Annotated in this window: 22 protein-coding genes; 7 read left to right on the top strand and 15 right to left on the bottom strand. The window is 37.0% G+C overall.

All coding sequences use genetic code 11. The features are described from left to right. Positions 1–162: 162 nt before the first annotated feature. The 6 genes from DWX00_RS17565 to DWX00_RS17540 all read right to left on the bottom strand — a co-directional run bounded on the left by DWX00_RS17565 (position 163) and on the right by DWX00_RS17540 (position 5,730). Entirely contained in the window at positions 163–459 is a 297-nt protein-coding gene (locus DWX00_RS17565) for a hypothetical protein (RefSeq protein ID WP_117592881.1), read from the bottom strand. 131 nt (positions 460–590) lie between these two features. Beyond that, complete coding sequence (locus DWX00_RS17560; RefSeq protein WP_117592879.1) at positions 591–971, bottom strand: TnpV protein; 381 nt, start codon at positions 969–971, stop codon at positions 591–593. 20 nt (positions 972–991) lie between these two features. After that, complete coding sequence (locus tag DWX00_RS17555) at positions 992–1,399, bottom strand: DUF6262 family protein (protein ID WP_117592877.1); 408 nt, start codon at positions 1,397–1,399, stop codon at positions 992–994. Further along, positions 1,383–2,891 (bottom strand): tyrosine-type recombinase/integrase, encoded by a 1,509-nt coding sequence (locus DWX00_RS17550; protein ID WP_243038051.1) that lies wholly within the window; start codon positions 2,889–2,891, stop codon positions 1,383–1,385. Before DWX00_RS17550 ends, DWX00_RS17555 begins: the two co-directional genes overlap by 17 nt. Then, positions 2,878–4,608: a tyrosine-type recombinase/integrase gene (locus DWX00_RS17545; protein WP_117942815.1), complete on the bottom strand. Its 1,731-nt coding sequence runs from the start codon at positions 4,606–4,608 to the stop codon at positions 2,878–2,880. The genes DWX00_RS17550 and DWX00_RS17545 overlap by 14 nt, the downstream gene beginning before the upstream one ends. Positions 4,609–4,626: 18 nt before the next feature. Continuing rightward, complete coding sequence (locus DWX00_RS17540; RefSeq protein WP_117649575.1) at positions 4,627–5,730, bottom strand: tyrosine-type recombinase/integrase; 1,104 nt, start codon at positions 5,728–5,730, stop codon at positions 4,627–4,629. 241 nt (positions 5,731–5,971) lie between these two features. Between DWX00_RS17540 and DWX00_RS17535 the strand changes: the two genes are divergently transcribed. Then, positions 5,972–6,769 carry a helix-turn-helix domain-containing protein gene (locus DWX00_RS17535; protein ID WP_117649577.1) on the top strand — a complete coding sequence of 266 codons (798 nt, stop codon included), beginning with the start codon at positions 5,972–5,974 and terminating at the stop codon, positions 6,767–6,769. A 1,178-nt stretch (positions 6,770–7,947) separates the two neighbouring features. Here the strand turns inward: DWX00_RS17535 and DWX00_RS17530 are convergent. The 4 genes from DWX00_RS17530 to DWX00_RS17515 all read right to left on the bottom strand — a co-directional run bounded on the left by DWX00_RS17530 (position 7,948) and on the right by DWX00_RS17515 (position 12,063). After that, a complete protein-coding gene (locus DWX00_RS17530; RefSeq protein ID WP_117592868.1) occupies positions 7,948–10,746 on the bottom strand; it encodes a DNA methyltransferase in 2,799 nt (932 codons plus the stop codon). A gap of 110 nt (positions 10,747–10,856) precedes the next feature. Next, positions 10,857–11,345 carry a chemotaxis protein CheY gene (locus tag DWX00_RS17525; RefSeq protein WP_117942814.1) on the bottom strand — a complete coding sequence of 163 codons (489 nt, stop codon included), beginning with the start codon at positions 11,343–11,345 and terminating at the stop codon, positions 10,857–10,859. A gap of 57 nt (positions 11,346–11,402) precedes the next feature. Further along, on the bottom strand, positions 11,403–11,723 hold the full coding sequence (locus DWX00_RS17520; RefSeq protein WP_013976760.1) for a helix-turn-helix domain-containing protein: 321 nt from the start codon (positions 11,721–11,723) through the stop codon (positions 11,403–11,405). A 124-nt stretch (positions 11,724–11,847) separates the two neighbouring features. Continuing rightward, complete coding sequence (locus tag DWX00_RS17515; protein ID WP_013976761.1) at positions 11,848–12,063, bottom strand: hypothetical protein; 216 nt, start codon at positions 12,061–12,063, stop codon at positions 11,848–11,850. A gap of 225 nt (positions 12,064–12,288) precedes the next feature. Here DWX00_RS17515 and DWX00_RS17510 point away from each other — a divergent pair, with 225 nt between their 5' ends. The 6 genes from DWX00_RS17510 (at position 12,289) to DWX00_RS17485 (ending at position 17,646) form a co-directional block, all read left to right on the top strand. Next, complete coding sequence (locus tag DWX00_RS17510; RefSeq protein WP_008374249.1) at positions 12,289–12,678, top strand: helix-turn-helix domain-containing protein; 390 nt, start codon at positions 12,289–12,291, stop codon at positions 12,676–12,678. 129 nt (positions 12,679–12,807) lie between these two features. Then, positions 12,808–14,661, top strand: a complete 1,854-nt coding sequence (locus tag DWX00_RS17505) for a recombinase family protein (protein WP_117942813.1) — start codon at positions 12,808–12,810, stop codon at positions 14,659–14,661. Then, positions 14,658–15,446, top strand: a complete 789-nt coding sequence (locus DWX00_RS17500) for an integrase (protein WP_117942812.1) — start codon at positions 14,658–14,660, stop codon at positions 15,444–15,446. The genes DWX00_RS17505 and DWX00_RS17500 overlap by 4 nt, the downstream gene beginning before the upstream one ends. After that, the gene (locus tag DWX00_RS17495) at positions 15,406–15,822 is read left to right on the top strand and encodes a hypothetical protein (RefSeq protein ID WP_044999283.1); all 417 of its coding nucleotides are present in this window, start codon (positions 15,406–15,408) and stop codon (positions 15,820–15,822) included. The genes DWX00_RS17500 and DWX00_RS17495 overlap by 41 nt, the downstream gene beginning before the upstream one ends. Continuing rightward, positions 15,809–16,729: a hypothetical protein gene (locus DWX00_RS17490; RefSeq protein WP_117942811.1), complete on the top strand. Its 921-nt coding sequence runs from the start codon at positions 15,809–15,811 to the stop codon at positions 16,727–16,729. Before DWX00_RS17495 ends, DWX00_RS17490 begins: the two co-directional genes overlap by 14 nt. A gap of 2 nt (positions 16,730–16,731) precedes the next feature. After that, a complete protein-coding gene (locus DWX00_RS17485) occupies positions 16,732–17,646 on the top strand; it encodes a DUF6551 family protein (RefSeq protein ID WP_117592861.1) in 915 nt (304 codons plus the stop codon). Positions 17,647–18,105: 459 nt separating this feature from the next. On the opposite strand, the gene DWX00_RS17475 is transcribed toward DWX00_RS17485, so the two are convergent. From DWX00_RS17475 to DWX00_RS17455, 5 genes are all read right to left on the bottom strand, one after another. Then, entirely contained in the window at positions 18,106–18,975 is an 870-nt protein-coding gene (locus tag DWX00_RS17475; RefSeq protein ID WP_055265529.1) for a CpaF family protein, read from the bottom strand. After that, positions 18,972–20,009 carry a hypothetical protein gene (locus DWX00_RS17470; protein WP_226906364.1) on the bottom strand — a complete coding sequence of 346 codons (1,038 nt, stop codon included), beginning with the start codon at positions 20,007–20,009 and terminating at the stop codon, positions 18,972–18,974. Before DWX00_RS17470 ends, DWX00_RS17475 begins: the two co-directional genes overlap by 4 nt. Beyond that, a complete protein-coding gene (locus DWX00_RS17465; RefSeq protein WP_022461951.1) occupies positions 20,006–20,533 on the bottom strand; it encodes an A24 family peptidase in 528 nt (175 codons plus the stop codon). Before DWX00_RS17465 ends, DWX00_RS17470 begins: the two co-directional genes overlap by 4 nt. Positions 20,534–20,872: 339 nt before the next feature. After that, positions 20,873–21,355, bottom strand: coding sequence for a Cys-tRNA(Pro) deacylase (ybaK, locus tag DWX00_RS17460; RefSeq protein WP_022461952.1), 483 nt, complete (start codon positions 21,353–21,355; stop codon positions 20,873–20,875). After that, positions 21,355–22,227: an alanyl-tRNA editing protein gene (locus tag DWX00_RS17455; protein ID WP_118595892.1), complete on the bottom strand. Its 873-nt coding sequence runs from the start codon at positions 22,225–22,227 to the stop codon at positions 21,355–21,357. The genes ybaK and DWX00_RS17455 overlap by 1 nt, the downstream gene beginning before the upstream one ends. Positions 22,228–22,242: the final 15 nt, after the last annotated feature.

Below are 22,242 nucleotides of genomic sequence, written 5' to 3'. Positions count from 1 at the left end.
TGCCCGGTATTGATTGCCTTTATATGGACTCCCTATGTTCCCATCATGCAGAAATACAATATCTGTACTTAATACACAATGTATATAACGTTATTATCTTGCCATTTCACAGTTGCAAAAAGAAAAGAGAACCTTTCACAGCCCTCTTTCATATCGACTTTCTCATTCATTTGTCATACTCAACAGTTTGTCAACCAATGTCTCTAAACTTTTTCCCAAAAATGGGACAAAGTCTGGTATTGCACCAAATGCCATCCCAATTATTATCATTCGACCACATTCTCTTGCAGATTCCAATGCAAATCCATAGCTCAAAACACCTGTCAGAATAAATATAATTGATAAAAAGTAAAGAAAAATATTTCCCAACATCATAGGAATTTTTAATAACCAGCAAATCAATGTCATTACTACAAGAATCAAACACAAAAACACTTTTATTATGTACTTAACCAACATTTTTAATCCCTCACTTTTTTATCTTTCCGGACAGCAAGAATCCTGCCATCCGGACTTCCATTTTTTTGCTATCCGGACTTCCACTTTTTTGCTATCCGGGCTGCAAAATTCTTGCTATCCAATACAGTTCATTATCCTTTCGTGTATATCATTTCCGTCAAAATCATCTCTTCTGCATCATGACAAATGGTATTCATCCTCCTAGTCCATTCCATGTTGTCCTGTCTTTTTAATTTCTCTGTAATTCCTTGTTTCTCCATCATCTGTTTTACTAATTGTTCTTCCCTATCCCTTGCTTCTGCATCAATCTGATTCAAATGCTCAACAAGTTTTCCTTGTAACAACAATATTTGATATTTTGCCCTTCTGTGTTCCTGTAAATAGCTTTTACGAAGCATCCCATATTTCCCATATGTTGGTTCAATATCTTTAAGTGCCAATTCCGGCAAATAATAATCACCACATAACATATAAGTAAGTCCATTTTTCTCATCGTAAATTTCGTTCTGCATAAAATATTCTCCTTTTCTTCCTATAATTGGTCGTACATCTTCAACAGTGTTCCCTTTTTCATTTGACTATATTTCACTTGTAATTCTTCATATTTTTTCTGTAGATTCTCATATTCGTTTTTCGGAACACTATCGGATAATTTCTGTTCTAAACTCTTAATCCGTGCTTCCTGTGCTTTTGCAATAGCATCGCTTTTAGGATTTCGCAATATCATTCCCTGTTGTTTTTCCTTCAATTCCATCATGACCTGTTTCACATTCGGATTATTATAGAAAAAACCTCTGGAAAGTCCTGTTAATTTTGTAAGTTCAGCAACTGAAATTTTTATATTTTTTCTATACATTGTTTCAATAGCTGTTATTGCTGTTTCCGTCATTTCCGCACTTTTTTCTTTTGCCAGTGCTACCATTTTATCGTGTTTCTGCATTTTCCTTTTCCCTCCTGTATTGTGCTAATAATTCATTCATTTCATCTCGTACAGCCTTTGTATCCTCCGCTAATGCTTCGTTTCTTAACCGCCGATAATGTGGTATGGTTCGTGTATCCTTATGCCCCAACAGCCTTGCAATGCTATCATCATCTAATTTCATTTCTGTAAGTTTTACTCCAAAAGTGTGTCTAAAACGATGTGTACGAAACTCAAAATAATTTCCATTATCATCCCTGATATCATTTTCATAAATCATGATATTTACATGATATTTCAGCATTGAATCTGTATATAATTTCCCATTATCTTGCAGAAAAATAAATTCTGAATCTGGATGGTCCTTTTCTGAAACTTCTATTGCTTTTCTAATCACTTCTGCCAGCTGATCGCTGACTGGTCTTTTGTATTTCCTTGTTTTATGCTGGAGAATAGTTATAAAATAATGCCCAGATTTCTCAGATAAGCAATCCCTTCGCAAAGTCAACGTATCCTCTATTCTTGTACCGAGCATCTGATGTATTATTAGACATCTTCCTAACTGGGGCTTTAATTTTGTTAATGCACTATTAAATCTCCTGATTTCTGCATCTGAATACGCTTCTGGCAAAGCGTTGTCATATGCTCTGCAATCACTGGACAGAAAAAGATTGCATAAATTTTCTATTTCCAGTTCCCGCCCAATTTCATCCAGCAGATTATCCAAAACCGACAGTTCTGTTGTGTAACTGACTGATGTAAGACCGGTATCCGTTTTTATATAAACCAGATAATCTTCTATCATATCCCTGCTAATTTCTGTAAAATGCTTTACTTCTGGAAACCGATCATACATAAATCTAGCAAACCGACGGAATCCACACAATTCGCCTTTTATACTACCCATTGCTTTTGTCTGGCAGTGGCTATACAATATTCTCTTTATTATCTCTTTAAATTCTCTCTGCCTAATCTCACGAAAATCTAATCTATATCTTCCACGAATCGGATTACTCCTTGGCACAATATCCAGCTTTCTCATATCCCATACATCTTTTTCATTTTCTGGAATATCTGCTGTTTTACACTTCACAACATACTCATAATACATTTTCAGAAAAGAAACCTGAGCGCTATTTTGTTGCTCAACATTCCGCCTATCCGGTCTATTTCTTCTAACGTACAGCGCCAATCCTTTTTTATATAAAAATGCTTTATAGCTTCTCTCCAGTTCTTCCCATTTTTTATCAGTAATGCTGCTACAGCTTGTACACTTCTCATTCAGAAATTCTTTCAACAGATCAAATCTGTAAATATCATTTACGGCTGTTGATAATGATAAACGTCTGCATCTATCATCGATATACCCATAAATCTCATCCTGTATCTTTTCATTACGAATCTCTGATATGTAGTACACCCTGTTTTCCTTCCATTTCAGCCCAGCCAACTGTTTTTCTGTAGCTTGTTGATAACAGTCATAAGAAATCAAATTAATATTACCTTTCATCATCTTCTACTCCTTTCAATTTAAATGACTGATTTCTTGAAAAATATTTATCTTCAGCCGATACAATACGTTCCGGCATGAAATCAATGTACTGTTTTGTCATATTCTCACTTGAATGTCCCAGATAATCTCGTACCCCTTGTATAGAAACTCCATTTCCGTACATTGAAGTTGCAAGGTTATGTCTGTAATCGTGTGCTCTAAAGATATAATCTCCACAGGCAATCCCACGAGCCTTACACTCCCGAATCATCTGATTTGAAAATGTCTGTCCATTAAATGCACCACCTTTTTTATTTTTGAATAAATACTCCCCATTTTTTATTCCGTACTTTTTTTCATAATCGTTCACCAGTCCAACCAATAAACTCGGAACAGGAATGACTTTTTCCCTCCGCATTTTGCTTTGATATATGCGCATCCAATTCTCATTGCCTTGTGAATAAAAGGCTCCCGATTTTATTGTACAAACCTCGCTTTTCCTAATTCCTGTGCAAAACAAAATCAAATACATCAACTGTAAATGCTCTGGGAATGCCGGCAACTCCTTAATCAGATGAGCAATTGTTTTTTCTGGAACACTTCTTTCGTTGTGTTCTGGAAAACCTTTTTTAAAAAATCGTTCCGGATAAAACTTCAACACTTCAATATTTTTCATTTTCAAAAACTGTAGAAATGTATGTATATGAGTTATATATCGGTTAAACGTGGAATATTTAATATCGGACACATCCAAAATAGATACATAATCCGCTATATCTTGTATCTCCAGTTCAGTTACTTTCTTACTCTGTCCATCCAGATATTTTAAAAATTGTGAAATAAAACTTATTGTAATTCGGATATTTGATAAAGACAGATCAGATATCCCAACTAAATATTTTGCGTATAATTGTAAATACCAACGATTTTCTTTTTCGTAAATATTAATAAATGAAAGGCTTTTAACAGGTGAACTGGCATTGATTCTTGATTTATCAAACTGAAACCTATCCATATACCAGATACATGCTTGCCAATTTATCTCTGAATCTGTTAGAAATAACGTTCTTCTCGCAAACTCAACAATCTTAGAAGCCTGTTTTTTTATAATTTCTGACTCCTTGTTTAAATACAGATAAAATCTGTTTTCATCTGCCTGTTCCATTTCTTCAATATCATCTATTCCGTACTTATCGCAAAACCGTACAAGTGCTTTTAATGGTTCTAAAAAATATCTTCGATGTCTTTGTACCTTATCCATATTCAGAATTTCACACAGCAATATTTTTGTCTGTCGCACCAACTGTGATGAATGTATCCTCGTTAAGTCCCATAACAAATCATTCTTATCGACCACCTGACGGAAAGATTGTGCTTTCTTCTTATTGGGGACATACAGCAAAAACAATTTGTCTTGCTTAAAAAACTCCTGTTCTACAGAGAAAGGATTTCCTTGTGAATAGACATCCGGCATATTTTCTATTTTTAAACGATCAAATAAGCTCATTAATTCCACTTTATATTTTTCTGAAATATCCTCTTTTTCAAGAGACTCCATATACATTTTTCTCGTTTCATAGTTAATATCTGCAGTACACTGTATATCTGTATACTGAAAAAATTTATATAACCGGTTATAGTATTTTGCTTCTCCATTCGTAACTAAAGATATTTCTTCCTTTAATTTCTCAGATATTTTTTCCTGATATAACTTCGGAACAATTTTTAATACTGCCAAGGTAATCCCTCCTTCCTTTTACAGAAAATCTGCAATTTGGTATAAATCTTCATTATTTGAGTAGTATTGATCTGTTGCTTCTATCAATCGTTCATTATTTTCACCCAAGTATTTAATGGTAGTTTCAACTTTCTTATGCCCCAGGGCAAAACGAATGTCATTCAAATCCCATCCTTCTTTTCTTCTTTCCTCCGCAAAATAGTGTCGGAGCTGATGCGGATGGGAATTGATATCCGTTTTTTTGGATAGTCTTTTCAACATGCTATACACAGAATCCGCATCTAATGGCTCTCCTTTGTTTTTTCCAGTCAATTTTGTAAATAGATACTCCGAGTTCATCAGACTTTTTCGATTATCAGAAATGTACTTAACCAAGAACTCAAAAGTTGTATTACTTAACAAAGCCATTCTATATTCTGCATTTTTTGCTCTTGCCAAGTTGGTATTGGATTCACGATACCTTACCCGAACCGTCCTTCTTTCAAAATCAATATCTTCGGTATAATGGATTCCCAAAATTTCCCCTAATCTAAGACCGGTTTCTGCCATCATTGCTATCAGCAATCGATCTCTATCATTCGTACAGGCATTTATCAGCTCCTGTATTTCTTCGGATGTTATTTCTTCCAGATTAGGTTCTTCTTCTTTGAAGAAACCTTTAAACGAATTCACTGCATTTTGATGATTTACTCCCATACTGTCAAAATACGATACTTTTTTTACTCGTAAGACTTTAAGCATTGGCAAAACATCTTCCAGTGCCAAAAACTGGTAGTATCTGAAAACTGCACCAAGATACATATTGCAGGTCTTATTGCTCGTTTGTGTATTATGCTCAGTATGCTTTCCACTCTTAACCCAATACAAGAAATCAATAAAATGTTTATTCTGCTCTGAATAGGATAGCAATGTAATCTCATCCAATCCTATCGTTTGCTCCTGCAGATAATTGTAATAATATGAAAGTGCGAAGGCTGCGGATTTTACAGTATTCGGAGAAGCATTAATCTGATCCAGATGCTTCAAATACTTTGATGGAAGAATTTCAATTTCTTCAATATCAGAAATAATCAAAAAACGTGGTCTATTATCTTTCAAAATCGAAACAACCCTATATTTCAATCCACAGCCCTCCTTCCTTTCGTTTTGATTTGTTTGACTTCTTTGACTTCTTAATTCTACATTATACACAAAGAAGTCAAAATGTCAATTACGTTTTTGATTTCTTTGACTTTTACAAGAATATCAATAAAGCATTTTTTGATTTCTTTATGTTTTAAATTGATTTTTAGGGATATAATTGATAAGATAAAATACAAGAAGTCAATTTATATAAAGTCAAAGAAGTCAAGAGGAGATTTGCATGAACGAATTTATATCAAATTCAGGCACACTAATAAATCCTGACAGCGTTTACGATCAGGAAAGATTCATCAATATACTTCAAATCATTTTACAGAAAAAAACACAAAAAGAATTATCTGAACAAACAGGCTTAAATAATGCAACCATTTCACGAATGCTCAACGGTGCCCGATCTGGAAGACCATATAAAAGCACTATTGATAAAATTGCAAAAGCCATTGATGATCCAGAACTTATCCAAGAGTTATATGATGCAACGGGATATTCTTCTAAGAAAATACGGGAACGAAAAAAGATAATTGCAGACAATGGATTTTCTCTGGATCTCTCTACTGTTCAGGTGCATGAAAAATTTTTTTCTACCTTAATGCGTGGACTTTCCATGATGACAAGTCTGCATAAAGTTGAATGGACAATAAAATCCGGAACACCCAGATCATACGATTATTTAATTGAATTAAAAGAGGGAAATATAGATTATTGGTATATTAGATATGTAGATAGAATTACTTCTGATGAAGAAAGAAAAAAAGCCTTAACTGCCATTTATGGAGAATTTGCAAAATTGAAATTGGGCGGAAAAATCAAAGTTTCTTGCGCCACTCCTTCTTACGAAGATTATGATTATTTTGTTACAATTCCGCCATATCAATTAAATACAAATGCTTCAATTATACATTTTGATTCTGAACTCGAAAGATTTGCAGACGAAACCTTTTTAGAGACAGCTTTACCACTTAAAGAAAATATTCCTGTTAAGGATTTTTGTAATCTTACCGAATCACTGATACTATAACTTTTTGATTTTATCACAGAGAGAGTTACTTATGGCTCTCTCTTTTTTTAACACTTCCTCCTCCCACGTTCCAACTCATTATGGCTAATCATTTTCTAAAGCAAGTATCGCCTAGAGTAACTCAAAATCCCTTTTCTGGATTATGATTCTCTGACAAACTTGATAGAGATTACGATTCTCCATACCCTCAATATCACAAAATATCAAATTTTGCTATTAGCTCATAATAAATTTTCGCAGCTTTCTGTTTTTACACTCATGGTTATCAAAAGCTTTTTTTAACCATCTGCTTCTATCGACTACAGATTTAAAATTTTATTATTCAAAAAAAATAAAAGGCATTCCACAAAAATACCTATCACCAAAAATATAATGGACACTTCTATTCATTATATTTGCACCGACAACTAGAAGTTGTTTTCCTGCCAACGCCTTTCCAACAGCATAAACTCCCAATAGCATTTTGATGATATAAAAATACTTCTTTCATCGTTGAAATAAAATACCTTGTAAATAGAATATATGTGGAATCTCTGTTTCTCATAAGTTTCTCAATTACCCCAGAGCAAGATCCACCTGTGTTTAACAATATTGTCTTTCCGACAAATATTCTTTCATCAGGTTTATATCTTGCTGGGGATTCCCCAAACCCATTCTTTCTATTTATGCCGAGATTACTGTACACATTAGAGCAAGATCCACCCCGGTAATACCATATCGCTATTTTAGCATTATGGCATTTTCCGGATGTTGGAATCTTGCTAAGGATTGTGCTCCCTAGTTCCTCACATTCAGCATAAATATATGATTGGTTCCTCGAATTTCTTCGGTCACAGCACAGGGAGAAAAAATAGGCTAAACAGCCCTATATCCCTGTGAAATCACCATGTGATTATAAAATAGCAAGGACAGGAAGTGTGGATACACTTCCGCAAAATTGCCAATTTCGGAGCCATATCCAAAATTGAAAAATACATAAAAATCAAAAATCCGAAACCTTACTCGATATCCAAATTTATAATTTTTACAGATTACAAAAAAACCAATATGAAAATTTTACAAATTTTGTAACACATGTAAAATTCCCATATTGGTTTTCATTCATCTTTTATGGATTTGGAATATTCTATGTTTTCAAATATTTTACTTTGAGCAAAAAACAGCTCTATAAACTTTTATCATTGCATTTTCTGGTATAATTTCATCAACTCTCCCACACAATCTGCTTCCGTCATTTTTGTACTAAAGCCATACGCAGCCATAACAGCTTTATCATTTGCAGTATGTGCTCGTCGTAACTCGGCTGGCATTGTTAAAGGATCATATAAAGCCGCAAGATTACTACTAGGATATAATGTTCTTGCTTTCAAAATTTCCTGTGCCGATTTTTCAATTTGTTCCCGATTCTTCTCCGTTACTACAGGCCACGGAAAATTGTTATACACTATTGTGTTTGAATAACTATAATCACTTTTTAATCTTCCACACACTGCTCGCATCCATGCCATGTGAACATTCGACATCAATACACCAAATTCATAAAATGATGCATTGGGCATAGTGAATAATTTGTCTCCCGGAATAATTTCACCATCTAAATAATCCATTGGAATATATCTACGATTCTGAGAAGAAACTTTGGGAATCGCAATATATTGATTTTTATGTTCAAGTATTGATGCAAATAAAGTTGGATTCTCAGCCGCTTTTTTTGTGTTCGCTCTTGTACTACTAAGTCTAAATTCACGTACTTTATTCACTCGTTCTAATATCATCGGACATTTTTTTAATAATCCAGGATCAGCTCCAACAAGCCAAATACAATATCTCGGCTTTCGATCAATAAAATCTTTTCCCATCATATAATGTCTAAAAAACGGAGAAGCCTGTGGTTCTTTTTCCAAAAACTCTTCCTTTTCCTCTTCCGTCAATATTAAAAATCCACCATCAATTGCTTGCCCACCTAATGCTATTTCAGGAACATTACACAATGGTTTCATTCTTTTTTCAATGAATATATTTTCTGCATCAAGCAAATATCCATTAATATTATTCGCCGGAATTGCGTTCTCACCTGAATAAATTATTTTCTGCTTATTATTTACAGCTCTGCTAAAGCCAACAATTACACAATGAACATGCGCTTTTATTGACGCTTCACTATCCCATATAAATGTTCTGTATGCAAAATCAATGTGTACACCTGATTCAAAAAGCGGTTTCCAGAGAATCGAAACACTTTCTCCCTGTGTAATTGAATTAGTTGATACCAATGCTGCTCTGATATTATAATTTCCCATATAGTCAGCCGCTTTTTTATACCAGCAACTAACATAATCAAGATTTCCTATACTCTTCCATCCTTCAAATATCTTCTCAACATCTTCCTTCTGCTCCGACGCCATCCAACGTGCTCCTACAAATGGCGGATTTCCCATTATAAACGATAATTTTTCTGCAGGAATTACATCATTCCAATCAATTCTTAATGCATTTCCTTCTGTAATATTTACATATGTCTTTAAAGGAAGAAAATCGTCATTAAATCCATACACAATATTTTTCGTTTCTTCCAACATTTGAGATTCTGCAATCCATAAAGCCGTTTTCGCAACTGTAACTGCAAAATCGTTAATCTCTATTCCATAAAATTGCTGAATAGAAACTCTAATTGGATTATTTACCTCTACCAATGTCATTTGTCCGCCAACTTTTTCCTTTATCACCTCATTCTCCAAACGACGAAGCGACAGGTATGTTTCTGTAAGGAAATTTCCGGAACCACACGCAGGATCAAAAAATGTAAGTGATGCCAATTTATTTTGGAATTCTTCCAATTTTTTATCTCTGGTACGCTTCACTTGAATTGCTCTAATACTATCAAATTCCTTCTGCAAATCTTCCAAAAAAAGAGGACTAATAACTTTATGAATATTTTCAATAGATGTATAATGCATTCCTCCTGAACGTCTGGTCTCAGGATTTAATGTAGATTCAAATACCGCTCCAAATATAGTTGGAGAAATATCACTCCAGTCAAAATCTTCTGACGCTTTTGTAAGAAGTAATTCTTTAATTTTCTCTGTAAAAGGTGGTATCTCAATAGTTTCATCAGCAAATAACCCACCATTTACATACGGGAACTGAGCAAGTTCTTCCTCTAAATACTCGTCTCGCTCTGATACAGGTGTATCCAATATCTTAAATAATTCTATTATAGCTCTCCGGCAATCCTTTACTTCATATGTTTCCAAATAATCATGGAACATATTTCTCTTTCCAAAAATACCAGCATCTTCTGCATACAAGCAAAAAACAATTCGCACACATAAAGCATTCAGGCTCTTTAGTTTATGCTCTCTTTTTTCTCTCTGCTCAAGTGTTTCATCCTTTTCCTTAATATCTGGTATACGATATTGTTTTAAAAACGCATCATAAATAAGCCCAACAATACCTCCTGCTTTTATTGATACTTCCATTTCATGCGATATTGTCTTTACTTCCTTTTTCACCAAGAAGTCCAACAATGGATATTTGCTTTGTAATTCATCTAAAGCAATCTTTGTCGGTTCTGGCTGTTTCTGGTTCATATCATAAATCCAAATTTCAGCAAAATTTGACGTAACAATCCACCGAGCTCTTTCATCAAAAGTCAGCTTTCCATTATATCTGTCTGCCTGTTCAAATGGAGTAAGATCAACATCTCCTGAATTCCTGATTTTCTGATCCAATGCTTTTCCAAGACTCTTCTGTTCAATAATTACTCGTGTTTCAGGAATATACACATCAATACGTTTTGTATTTCCATCAATTACAACTTTCTTTTCAAAGTTCAAACGTTCTGTCACATTATCCATTCCCAAAACATTCGTCAATAAATCAATCCAATAAGAACGTCCATCTTCATCTTCTTTCCCTTTTCCCATCCATCGGTTTACAAATTGACGGGCAGCCTCTCTTTGTTCTGCATCTGTCATGCTTTTTTCCTCCTAAATAATCGTGCATTCACAAATCTTTCTCCGACTATTTTTACATATCATATCCACAGTATATCATAAAATTATTACAGAACAGCATTCATATATCATTATTTGTATTGTGTCTGCACACAAGGAACTTCTACCGCCAAATCATAATAATATTGATACATGATCATGTTATCTTTTGCTTCTATATACACTCTCTGAGCTTCTTTCAGCAAGTTATTCCAAATATCTTTCCATTCACTAGGAGCCGAATCTAAAAACCACATATTATTAAATGACATTTCTATCGTCCCCCATAAATCATCTTCTTTACGCTCAGTTTTTATATTCATCTGCATATTTCGTGCAATTTCCAATGCATCTTTTTGTAAAAAAGTGAATTTCACTACTTTTTGAGGATCTGGAACTTTCTTAAAACGACGCATATGAGCTTCTGCCTTTTTAATAATTGTTTCCAATTGTTCATCATGCCATTTTTTATCCTCTAGCATCTCTTCTTCTGACATTTGCGCTTTTTCTTCATTAATTTCTCTTTGCATTTCTTCCAATTCATGCTGTGCAATATCATAATATTTCTTTTCAATCACCATAATCTCTCAACTCCATAAAAAAAGAAACAGTCAACATTTTCGTTACAACTGTTTCCTTTATTTTTGAAGTCCCCGGAGCATTTGTATCACTACATTCTGTTCTTTTTCATCAAGATTATTCCAAATATTCAGAACCTCTTGTTGTGATTCTGATAAGCTTACTGGAACATCCATTCCGGCAAAGAATTGTGCCATTGTTACTCCCAGTGCATCACATATCTTTTCTACAGTAGGCATAGTTGGTAAACTTTCTTTAGCAATAATTTTTCCAATCGAAGATTGAGATATACCAGTCAATTGTGACAGCCGATATTTACTCATATCACGTTTTTTACATAAAGCTATAATATTGTCCGCAATATAATCCTCTGTACGCAAGTAAATACACCTCTTTCCGATAGTAGTTACCTTAATTGTAACTAGAAATCCGCAAAATTATTAGAGATGTATCTTACAAGTATTTACTAAGGGAAACAGTAGTATTAAAACAAAAAAAATAGAACTATATAAAGTTGTATTCCATTAATGTCAGCTTATTATCTAAATGCTCATATTCTCTTTGTATTTCTTCAATTTTATCATATAGTTTCAGCACTGTCGAACCCTTTATCATTTTATTCTCTTGGCACATCTGCCGGAATTTTTCTTTGTACTCCCGCAGTACTCTTCCTTTTTCCTCTAATTCCTCCAGTGTTTTGATTTCCTCTTTATCTGCCATGTATTTTCCTCCCAGACATAATTTTTAATACATAAATGATAACCCTTTTTTCGCTGTTGTTCAATTACAACTTATCGCCTTTTTCTCCCATCAATCGACAATCTTCTTTTTGCTATATACATATGATATACTTCTCTTTATACAACCAATTGCTGTTGTATAGCTCACCATTTTTTCTATCTACAACACAAAAAAGTCAAGTTGTGATGGAAAGGAGGTGAGGACATGGAAATAAATTATGCACTTATTGGCAAACGTATAAGAGAAACCCGCAAACAACGAGGATTATCTGCCGAGGAGCTGGCTGAAATTGCTGATCTTTCTACTGTTTATATAAGCTATATTGAAAATGCCAAGCGTAAACCCAGTTTAGAATCTTTAATCAAAATTAGCAACGCACTTGAAATTACTATTGATGAATTACTCTATGGGAACTTGTTATACAATCCTACGGAATATCAAACTGACATTGATTTATTAATGGCAGATTGTACCAGCACTGAAAAACGTTACATATTCGAGGTTCTTTCAGCCATAAAAAACATTTTACGAATCAATGATTGGCATCTATCCTCAAAACACAATTACGATGCTGATAACCCGAATGATTATTAAATCATTCAATAACAATCAAATATCTATTTCTACATAAACCATCCGTTAATCACTTAACCGATGGTTTATGTCTTTTTCAATCCAAAAATTCTATGATAGTTATATCAACTATAAAGGATGTCGCTATTGATGAAAGAAAGTGAAGAACGAAGCAGTAATATTGATGAACAGAAAGCCAGAATCCGGCAAAGATACAAAGGTATTGATCCAGAAGAACTGGAAGTAATTCCGGCACTTCCACCAGAGGATATTTTTAAAACAGAAAAAAAACTACGAGTAGCTGTATATGCAAGGGTATCTACGGATGATCCACGCCAAACATCCTCATATGAATTACAGAAAAATCATTATCAGGATGTAGTAAATAAAAATCCGAATTGGATGCTTGTAGAAATATATGCCGACGAAGGCATTTCCGGCACTTCGCTTCAACATAGAGATGCATTCAAAAAAATGATTAAAGATTGTGAAGGCGGAAAAATTGATTTAATCATAACAAAAAGTGTATCCCGATTTGCAAGAAACGTTGTTGACTGTATCCGATATGTACGAGAGCTTTCTTCACTCCGTCCACCCGTCGGTGTATTTTTTGAAACAGAGCATTTAAATACTCTTGATCCCAAAAGCGAAATGATTCTGTCATTCATGTCAACACTTGCGCAGGAAGAAAGTCATACCAAAAGTGAAATTATGAATTCTTCCATTGAAATGCGTTTTCGTCGGGGAATATTCCTTACACCTCCTCTGCTCGGATATGACCAAGACGAAAATGGAGATCTTGTAATCAATCCACATGAAGCTAAAATTGTGCAGCTTATTTTTTATATGTATCTTAATGGAAGCAGTACTCAACAAATTGCTGATTCTTTGACAGAACTCGGTTGTAAAACAAAAAAGAATAATGATGTCTGGTCATCCAGTACCATACTACAAATCCTTCAAAATGAACGCCATTGTGGGGATGTTCTGGCGAGAAAAACATGGACTCCGAATTATCTTGACCATAAATCAAGGAAAAACAATCAAGACCGTAATCAATACAGAAAAGTCGGACATCATGAAGCTATTATCTCCCGAGATGATTTCATAGCTGTTCAAAAATTAATTACAAATGCGAAATATGGAAATAAAGAGATTTTACCAGAATTACATGTGATACAAGAAGGCTCTCTAAGTGGATTTATAAGCATTAATCCAAGATGGTCTGGATTTAAATCCAGAGACTACTTTGAAGCATCTCAAAGCGTCCTTAAACCGGCAAATATGAATGCACCTGATACAATTACTGCTTCCGCCGGTTCCTTCGATTTAAGAGACTATGAAGTTGCTAGAGGACAATTTTTCTCCTCGGTTGGTCGGATTTCTGTTTCTTTTTCATATAAACAGATCTCTTTTAACAAAGATGCTATACGGAAATTTCCAAACATAAAATTTGTCGAAATGCTAATACACCCGAGCTCAAAACTACTTGCTATTCGACCATGTTCCTCTGAAACAAAAAATAAAGTGCAGTGGTCACGTCTCAAAGATGGTCAACTTATTCCAAAACCAATTTCCGGTGCTGCATTTTTGCCAACATTATACGAGATATTTAAGTGGGACAAAAAATGCAAATATAGAATATTAGGAGTTGCTCACCAAAAAGACAATGAAAATGTCCTTATTTTCAACATGGACGATACAGAAATACGAATCCCGACAAGTACCAACGACGTATCCGCCCCCAATAACAACACGCCTGATACAATATCTGATTCTAAGAGTGTGTTAGCTTATCCTGCCGACTGGATGAATAGCTTCGGTAATAATTACTATACTCAGTCTCAAGCGCCAGAATTAACAGAATTTACAGTGGACAAAAACTGGCAAACTGCTTCAGAAAGTAAACCTTATAAAGAACCCGAGCTACAAACCACTCCTAAAGAAACCATTATACAAAATATAAAGAATATTATTACAGAAATTAAAGGAGACACCCAATGAGCGAGCAACCTATAAATCAATGGAATATGACTACAGAACCTTCTGATATGATGAAAATCAACACACCTATGCCAATAACAGTCGCACCCAGCCCCTCAAATCAAATGGAAGTCATTGACGATGATTCTTTCAGCTATGACGGTTATCAAGTTGTACGTGGCGAATTCTTCGCTCATATTTACGAACCTTCGTTTACGTTTAATAACTACAAGGTATCTGTAAATACCGCCTGCATAAAAAAGCTACCCGATGTCGAATATGTGCAAATATTAGTCAATCCCATTGAAAAAAAACTGGCTGTCCGTCCCTGTCGAGAAGAAGAAAAAGACTCTTTTCGTTGGTGTTCCTCTGGAAAAAAGCGTTCGCCAAAACAAATCACCTGTCGAATTTTCTTTGCTAAAGTGATATCTCTCATGGATTGGAATCCTAATTATCGGTACAAGATTCTCGGCAAATTAATTCGTTCTGGCAATGAAATACTGTTCATTTTCGATTTAACTTCACCTGAAATATTTCCTCGTACACTAAAAGACAATGGAACTGTAACCACTGCTAGGACACCTTCTTATCCTGAAGAATGGAAGAATCAATTCGGTATTCCAGTGGAAGAACATCAGAAATCAATGCAAGTCAATATATTTGAAGGCTACGCAGTATTTGACATACAAAAAAAGAAGAAGGCAACTGATAAATCCATAGAAAAAGCAAAAGAACCATCAACAGCAGAAAGTGAGGAAAAATCCTATGAACAACAAACACTCTTCCCATCCACTAATATGTATTGACTTTAAAAAGAATCGTATACGAATCCACCGCAATACACTCCGTCAAATTGGTAACCCAGAATATATTCAACTTCTTGTTAATCCTGATCAAAAAATGATAGGTATAAAGGCTAGTTGTGCAGAGGATAAATTGGCACATAAAGTTAAGGATTATTTTGTCATCAATGGTAACAGTTATGAATTGTACAGCCGAGAATTACTATATTCACTTTCCCAGCTTAACCTTTCTTGGGAGAAATTTAACATTTTTCGTTTAGAAGGCAATATTTACCCAGATAAGAAAATAGCTCTATTTTCCATGGATAACATCATCACAAAACTGCCACAAACAGAATTCAAATCAGAAATAATGGGAGATGAGTATGCGCAATTATAGTATATATACATTAAAAACAAAACTAGAATTCACCAATTTGTATCAATATCTCAGTGAAAAAGATTATAAACAACTTGAGCAACAGATATTATGTCATTCCTATCACACCCCCATCTGCACATGGAATGGTATTGTCATTAATGGTATAGAAGCATATGAATTATTTCGTAAACACAGTATTCCTTTCCGAATAAAAAGACTCCATTTTTCCAGTAAAGAAGATGTAATTTCATGGATATGTGCTGACCAACTTAAACGAGAGGATTTAACCAATATCAATAAAAAATACCTGATTGGGAAAAAATATGATGCTGAAAAAATTTTAGTTTCAAGACAACTTTCATCTACGAATATATCTCATATTTCCGGTGCAAGCATCGCAGCAAAAAAAATATCCGAAGAATGTAATGTAGCAATGGCTACCGTTTACAAATATTCTGCTTACAGTAGTGCACTAGATATAATTGATGAAAAAGTTCCGGATCTTGTCAAACGAGTTCGTTCTGGTCAGCTTTGGATTTCCCAAGCTAATATTATTGAACTTTCAGGATTATCAAAAGAGCAGCTTTTAAGTCTAAATAACTACCTTCTTGCCGAAAAGATAGAACATCTCAGTTATCATGATATGAAAAGGGAATTACTGTGGAATAATTACGCCAAACCAATATTAAAGAAAGAATCTTCCGTTTCTATTCCATCTATACGCAATCTGCCACAATTTGATCCAGATGCGGAAATTGCAAGTCTTACGTTGACGATTCCCTCATGGAACAGTTCTATCGAAAGAGTATTAAAAGTTTCAGATTTTAAAATTGCATCTGATACAGCAAAATATAAGCTTAAATATCAGCTTATGTGCCTAATATCAACCACAAATAATATTTTGAAAAAATTGGAGGAAATATAATTATGGATGGAAATACCGAAGATTTACAAAAGTTTGTTCCCCAAGTGCATTTTGAGCAAATACCTATTAAAAATTTATGTTCAAATCAAGATTACCAACGTAATCTTTCTATCAAACACGTTCAGCGTGCTGCAGCTAATTTTGACCTTTATCAGATAAACCCTGTAAAAGTAAGTAGACGTGATGGGATAAATTATGTGTTCAACGGACAACACACTATAGAAATTGTCGCTCTCGTCTCTGGATCAAGAGAAACTCCTGTCTGGTGCATGGTTTATGATGATCTTGTTTACACTCAAGAAGCAGATATTTTTGCAAATCAGATGAAATATGTCAAATCGTTACTACCTTATGAAATATTCATGGCTAATATTGAAGCTGGTAATGATAGAGAACTTATTATTCGTGACCTTGTTGAATCATATGATCTCTCTATTACTTCTTCCTCTCGCCCCGGAGGTATATGTGCTGTATCCACTTTAATTAATATCTATGAAAAATATGGTTTTCACACTCTTGATCGTGTTTTACGCCTTTGCGTTGCCACATGGGAAGGCGCGCCTATGTCCTTTAGCTCCAATATGCTTAATGCTATTGCCCGTCTGGATAATGCTTATGGAGAAACAATGAAAGATGACACATTTAAAGAAAAAGTAGGACGTGTCTCTGTCAGAGAAATCAGTCGTACTGCCAGAGAACGTCGTGCCGGTTCATTAGGGTTTGCAGAAGCTCTTTTACTAGAATACAATAAAAAATCCAAGTATTCACTTCCTTTTGAGAAATTATACACTCATAAAACACCCAAAAAAAGAGAACAATCAACTGAAGATGAATCCGGTCAAAGTTCCACTCCAGAAGGTCAGTTAGATTTATTTTCTACGGATCAGGACAACACTCAGGCTCTGCCAAACGAATAGCGCAGAGCCTTCAGCCTTCGTTCTATCCATACTTTCAAAAGAATACCCTACTCTAAGACTCCCTTTCATGCAAGCACTATTTTATCTTATTCCAAATTCATCATCCGCTCCATCCGCCACCTTATATATGAATATCCATTCCAAATATTTGCTTTTACCGGATACTCTTTCCTGTAAACAAATACAGTGTGATATTTAACAAAATGCATTCTACACCAGTTATGTATATCCTTCATACATATGTTATTTATACCGTTCACCCACTGTTCTAAAAACCATATGTCTTTATCTGACAATAACTCCATTATGAACAGTACATTATAATATTGAATGACACCTACTCTCTTCCTTTCCTCTATTAACCTTTTACACAATAACCTATACTTAATGTTCATATCGTTCCTATGCCTTCCCTCTAATCTATATTTTCCATCCTTATATACGTTATATATATAATTGTTATATAGTACATATAAGTGCGGATAATAATTCAAACGTTTCCGCTCCGCGCACTTCGCCGATAATTACGCGGTTCGGCCGCATACGCAAAGCTGCGCGGATCAGATCGCGGATCGTAATTTCTGTTCCTGATTCCAGATTTGCCTCTTTTGCTTCCAGCCGCACCAGATTCTCCACACCCTGGATCTGCAGCTCTGCATTGTCTTCGATGGTTATGATGCGCTCGCCCTTTGGAATGTAAGCGGAAAGCGCATTCAGAAATGTCGTTTTGCCAGATCCGGTCGCGCCGCCGATCATCATGCTGTAGCGGGTCCGGACGAGGGCCTGCAGAAACTCTGCCGCCTCTTTTGTAATACTCCCGATGGAGACCAGAAATTCCATCGTCACCGCCTGCTCCGGAAAGCGGCGGATGGTCAGAATCGGTCCGTTTAATGCGACCGGTTTCATGACAACGTTGACGCGGTCTCCATTTTCCAGCCGTGCATCCACAATCGGATTCTGTTCATTCACCACGCGGTTGCACCGGCCTACAATCTGCTGAATCACATCCTCCAGCTTTTCCGCGGAGGTAAAGCTTTTGCCGTATCTCTCGATTCTGCCGTTCCGTTCCACGAAGATATGCTGATAACCGTTTACCATAATTTCGGTAATTCCCGCATCTTCCAGCAGCTCCTGCAGGACATCGAGCCTCCGCACACTGTAGAACAGCTGTCTGCGCAGCTCCGCCTTCTGTGCCACCGGAAGATACCGTGTTTCTTCTTCCCCTAAAATCAGACGGTCAATCTCTTCGAGAACCTCTCCGTCATCCGGTTCGGATGCGATATCGATCCGCTCCATCAGTTTTCTCCGCAGAATTTCCGGCATTGTCATGTTTCTTCTCCTCTTCTGCCGTCCCGCAGAATCTGACGCACATAGTCGCCCAGCTCGCTCCAGACAAGCTCCTCAAAGTAGGCTTTTCCCGTCCGGTTTGCCGTGTGGAACGGAACGTGGATTTTCCGCATCTTGTCCAGCACTGACTGGCAGTCCCACCGGCGCAGCAAATTTTCAAACTGCTCCATTTTTGCCGCAGAAATCACATCATTCCTTATCGGAACGTAAATTTCATTGCAAAAATCCAGGATCTGATACAGGTCCGCCACGCCATCCCCGAGGTCGAGAATCAGCACTTCATAACTGCTGTTCTTCTCAATCTCCTGAAACAGCCATTTCCATTCTTCATATTTTGCAGTCTGAATGTCCATCGGCGATGCGGCGGGCGGCAGATAATCCAGGTTCTGCATCGACTGGACCATTCCGCCCAGTTTGTAGATGATGCCCTGATTTTCCTGTCTCGCATAATACAGAATATCGCTCATCCCCCTGTCGTAACTGCATTCCAGCAGCCGTTCAAATCCGGAATAGCTTTCCATATTGAGATACAGAACTGCCCGCTCCTTCGCCAGAATCTGCCCCATCGTCAGGGCAAACGAGGTCTTCTGCGTCCGTCCGACCGGCGAATAAATGCCGATAATACGCATTTCCTTTTTCGGCAGCAGTGCAGGCGATGTATCGACACCATTTTCTACGCCGTAGCACGCCATGACCTCGCGGATCACCTTTTCCGACGACTGGTATTTGTAGACCGCCGGATACTGATCCAGCACCGGACTGTGTACGCCCTCAGACAGAATGATAATCTGACGGATCGGATACCGGCGGATCTCTTCTTTCATCGCTTTATCCGAAATCAGAAGAATCTCTGTTTCGTTATTCTTTGCGAACTCCAGGAACATCTCCGCACTGGAAAACGCATGCACTTCGAACGGAATATTTCTCTTCTGGTTCAGATATTCCATAAAATTGCGTGCATATTCCATTTCCGTGTCACAGACTGCAAAAACACTCTTTTTCTTTGCAGTATTCAATAAAATCCCCCAATCCAGAGCAGCACTCCCATCAGCACGGGAACGGAAAAATGGATGCACTCCATGCCCCACTTCCCATCGTAATAGGGAACCGGCTCTGTTTTTTTCTGGTATTTTCTTTTGGTAAAATAAGTTTGGAAATAATTGAAAAATTTGGTAAGACGCTGCGGTAAATTTCCGCAGACGAGAATAATTCCGATAGATAAGACCGCTCCAGACAGGAACGACACAATCATACATTTCAGGATCGCTGGCACACCGAGAAAGCCTCCAACAGCGGATAGGAGTTTGATATCTCCCGCGCCCAGCATATGAAAATAGAACAGAATGTAAAGTGCGAGTATCGGGAAAAGCATCCCAAAAAGAAAAATACCCGCTCCCGCGGCGCCATAGCGGATGAGCTGTGTAACCAGCCCGGCGATCCATGCGGTGATAATCCATTCATTTGCAATTCTGCGTGTTCTTAAATCCATCCATACCGCCCCTGTCGCAACTGTCAGTACCAGACAGTGCTGCAAAGACATTTTGTCTCTCACCTCCCGTTTCGTTTGGGTCAACTTGATTGTGAGGTCATTATAGTTGCCTCTTTTCGATTTGTCCAGCGGTTTTCAGCAACTTTTTCCGGTTTGTGAATTGCCTCCAAAAACGGGATGAAAATTTCTCACACCAAAAAGAAAAATCGTGTGAAAGGTTTTCCGTTTTTCGCGGATTCGTAGAATCGTATCGCAATTTCACCGCTGCTTTTTGGCTATTATTTTATGATCCTTTTTTGAAAGAAATTTTCCAGCCGCATCACAGCAAAAAGAAACAGACCAGAACTTTTTTCTTCGTTCTGGTCTGCTTCCATACAGTTTTTTCTGTTTTTACTGAATAAAATCCGCATACTCCGCTCTGCTGACCTTCTTCAGATCCTCCGGCGCCATGCACAGCGTGGTTCCGATTCTTCCCCCGCTCACGTAAACCTTGTCAAAATTCGCCGCACATTCCTGAATCACGGTCGGATACTGTTTTTTCATTCCGATCGGGCTGCATCCGCCGCGGACGTATCCGCTGACTGCAGTGATATCTTTGACATGGATCATCTCGATGGATTTCTCCCCCACCGCTTTTGCGGCTTTTTTCAGGTCTACTTCCTCTGCAATCGGAAGCACCAGCACATAATACTGCTTGCTTTTTCCCTGTGCCACAAGCGTTTTAAACGACTGCTCGACCGGCGCGCCGGTTTTCTCTGCTGTGTGAAGCCCGTCGATAAATTCATCGCATTCATATTGAAGAACTTCGTATTTGATTTTCTGGCGGTCCAGAATCCGCATTGCATTTGTTTTGATTTCTTTTTCTTTTGCCATTATTTTCTCTCCGGTGCTCCCTGCAGTGCATACAGTTCTTTTTTGAGCTGTTTGATTTCTTTTTTCATCTCAATATTTTTCTGTTTCAGCCGTACGACAGCATCCCCGGCTTCTTCCGGTTTTACAGAAAGTAAACGTGCAATGCCGAGGGTATTGATGTGTTTTAAGCAGTAATCCGCATACGCTTTTTCACCGGAAAGCATGGTCACGCGGACGCCGCCTTTGTATTTCTGGGCACTTAAGATTTTGATCAGACGGATTTCCCCTGTTTTTGCAACGTGGGTTCCGCAGCACGCACAGCTGTCGCAGCCTTCGATCGTCACAATCCGCACCTGGCCCTCAATCTCTTTTTTGCTCCGGTAATCCATGGTTTCCAGCTCTTCCTTTGACGGATAACTGATCGTAACCGGAACATTTCGAAGCACGGCTTCGTTTGCCTCCTGCTCCACATCGTAGAGCTGCTCCTCGGTCAGAACGCCGTCAAAATCAACGGTAATGACATCACTTCCCATATGGAATCCAACGTTGTTGAAACCGTAAATCCGATGCACGATACCTGACACGATATGCTCTCCGCAGTGATTCTGCATATTGGAAAAACGTTTTTCAAAGTCAAGTTTTCCAACTACCGTTTTGCCCGGCTCGAGCGGTGCTTCCACGGTATGCCAAATTTCGCCGTCGATTTCCTGTACATCCGTTACAAAAATTCCATCCAGCGTTCCCTCATCTGATGGCTGACCGCCGCCCTCCGGGAAAAATGCGGTCTGATCCAGCAGCACGCGGTACATGCCGCCCTCGCAGACGCTCCGTCCTACGGTTGCCTCAAATTCACCCAGGTACGCATCCTGATCAAATAATCTTGTTGTGCTCATAATTTTTCCTCTTTT

The sequence above is a fragment of the Blautia sp. AF17-9LB genome (genome assembly GCF_003479185.1).
GTDB lineage: Bacteria > Bacillota > Clostridia > Lachnospirales > Lachnospiraceae > Fusicatenibacter > Fusicatenibacter saccharivorans.
Note: the sequence above shows the minus strand (reverse complement) of the source record. Positions and strands in the feature narration are given on the sequence as shown.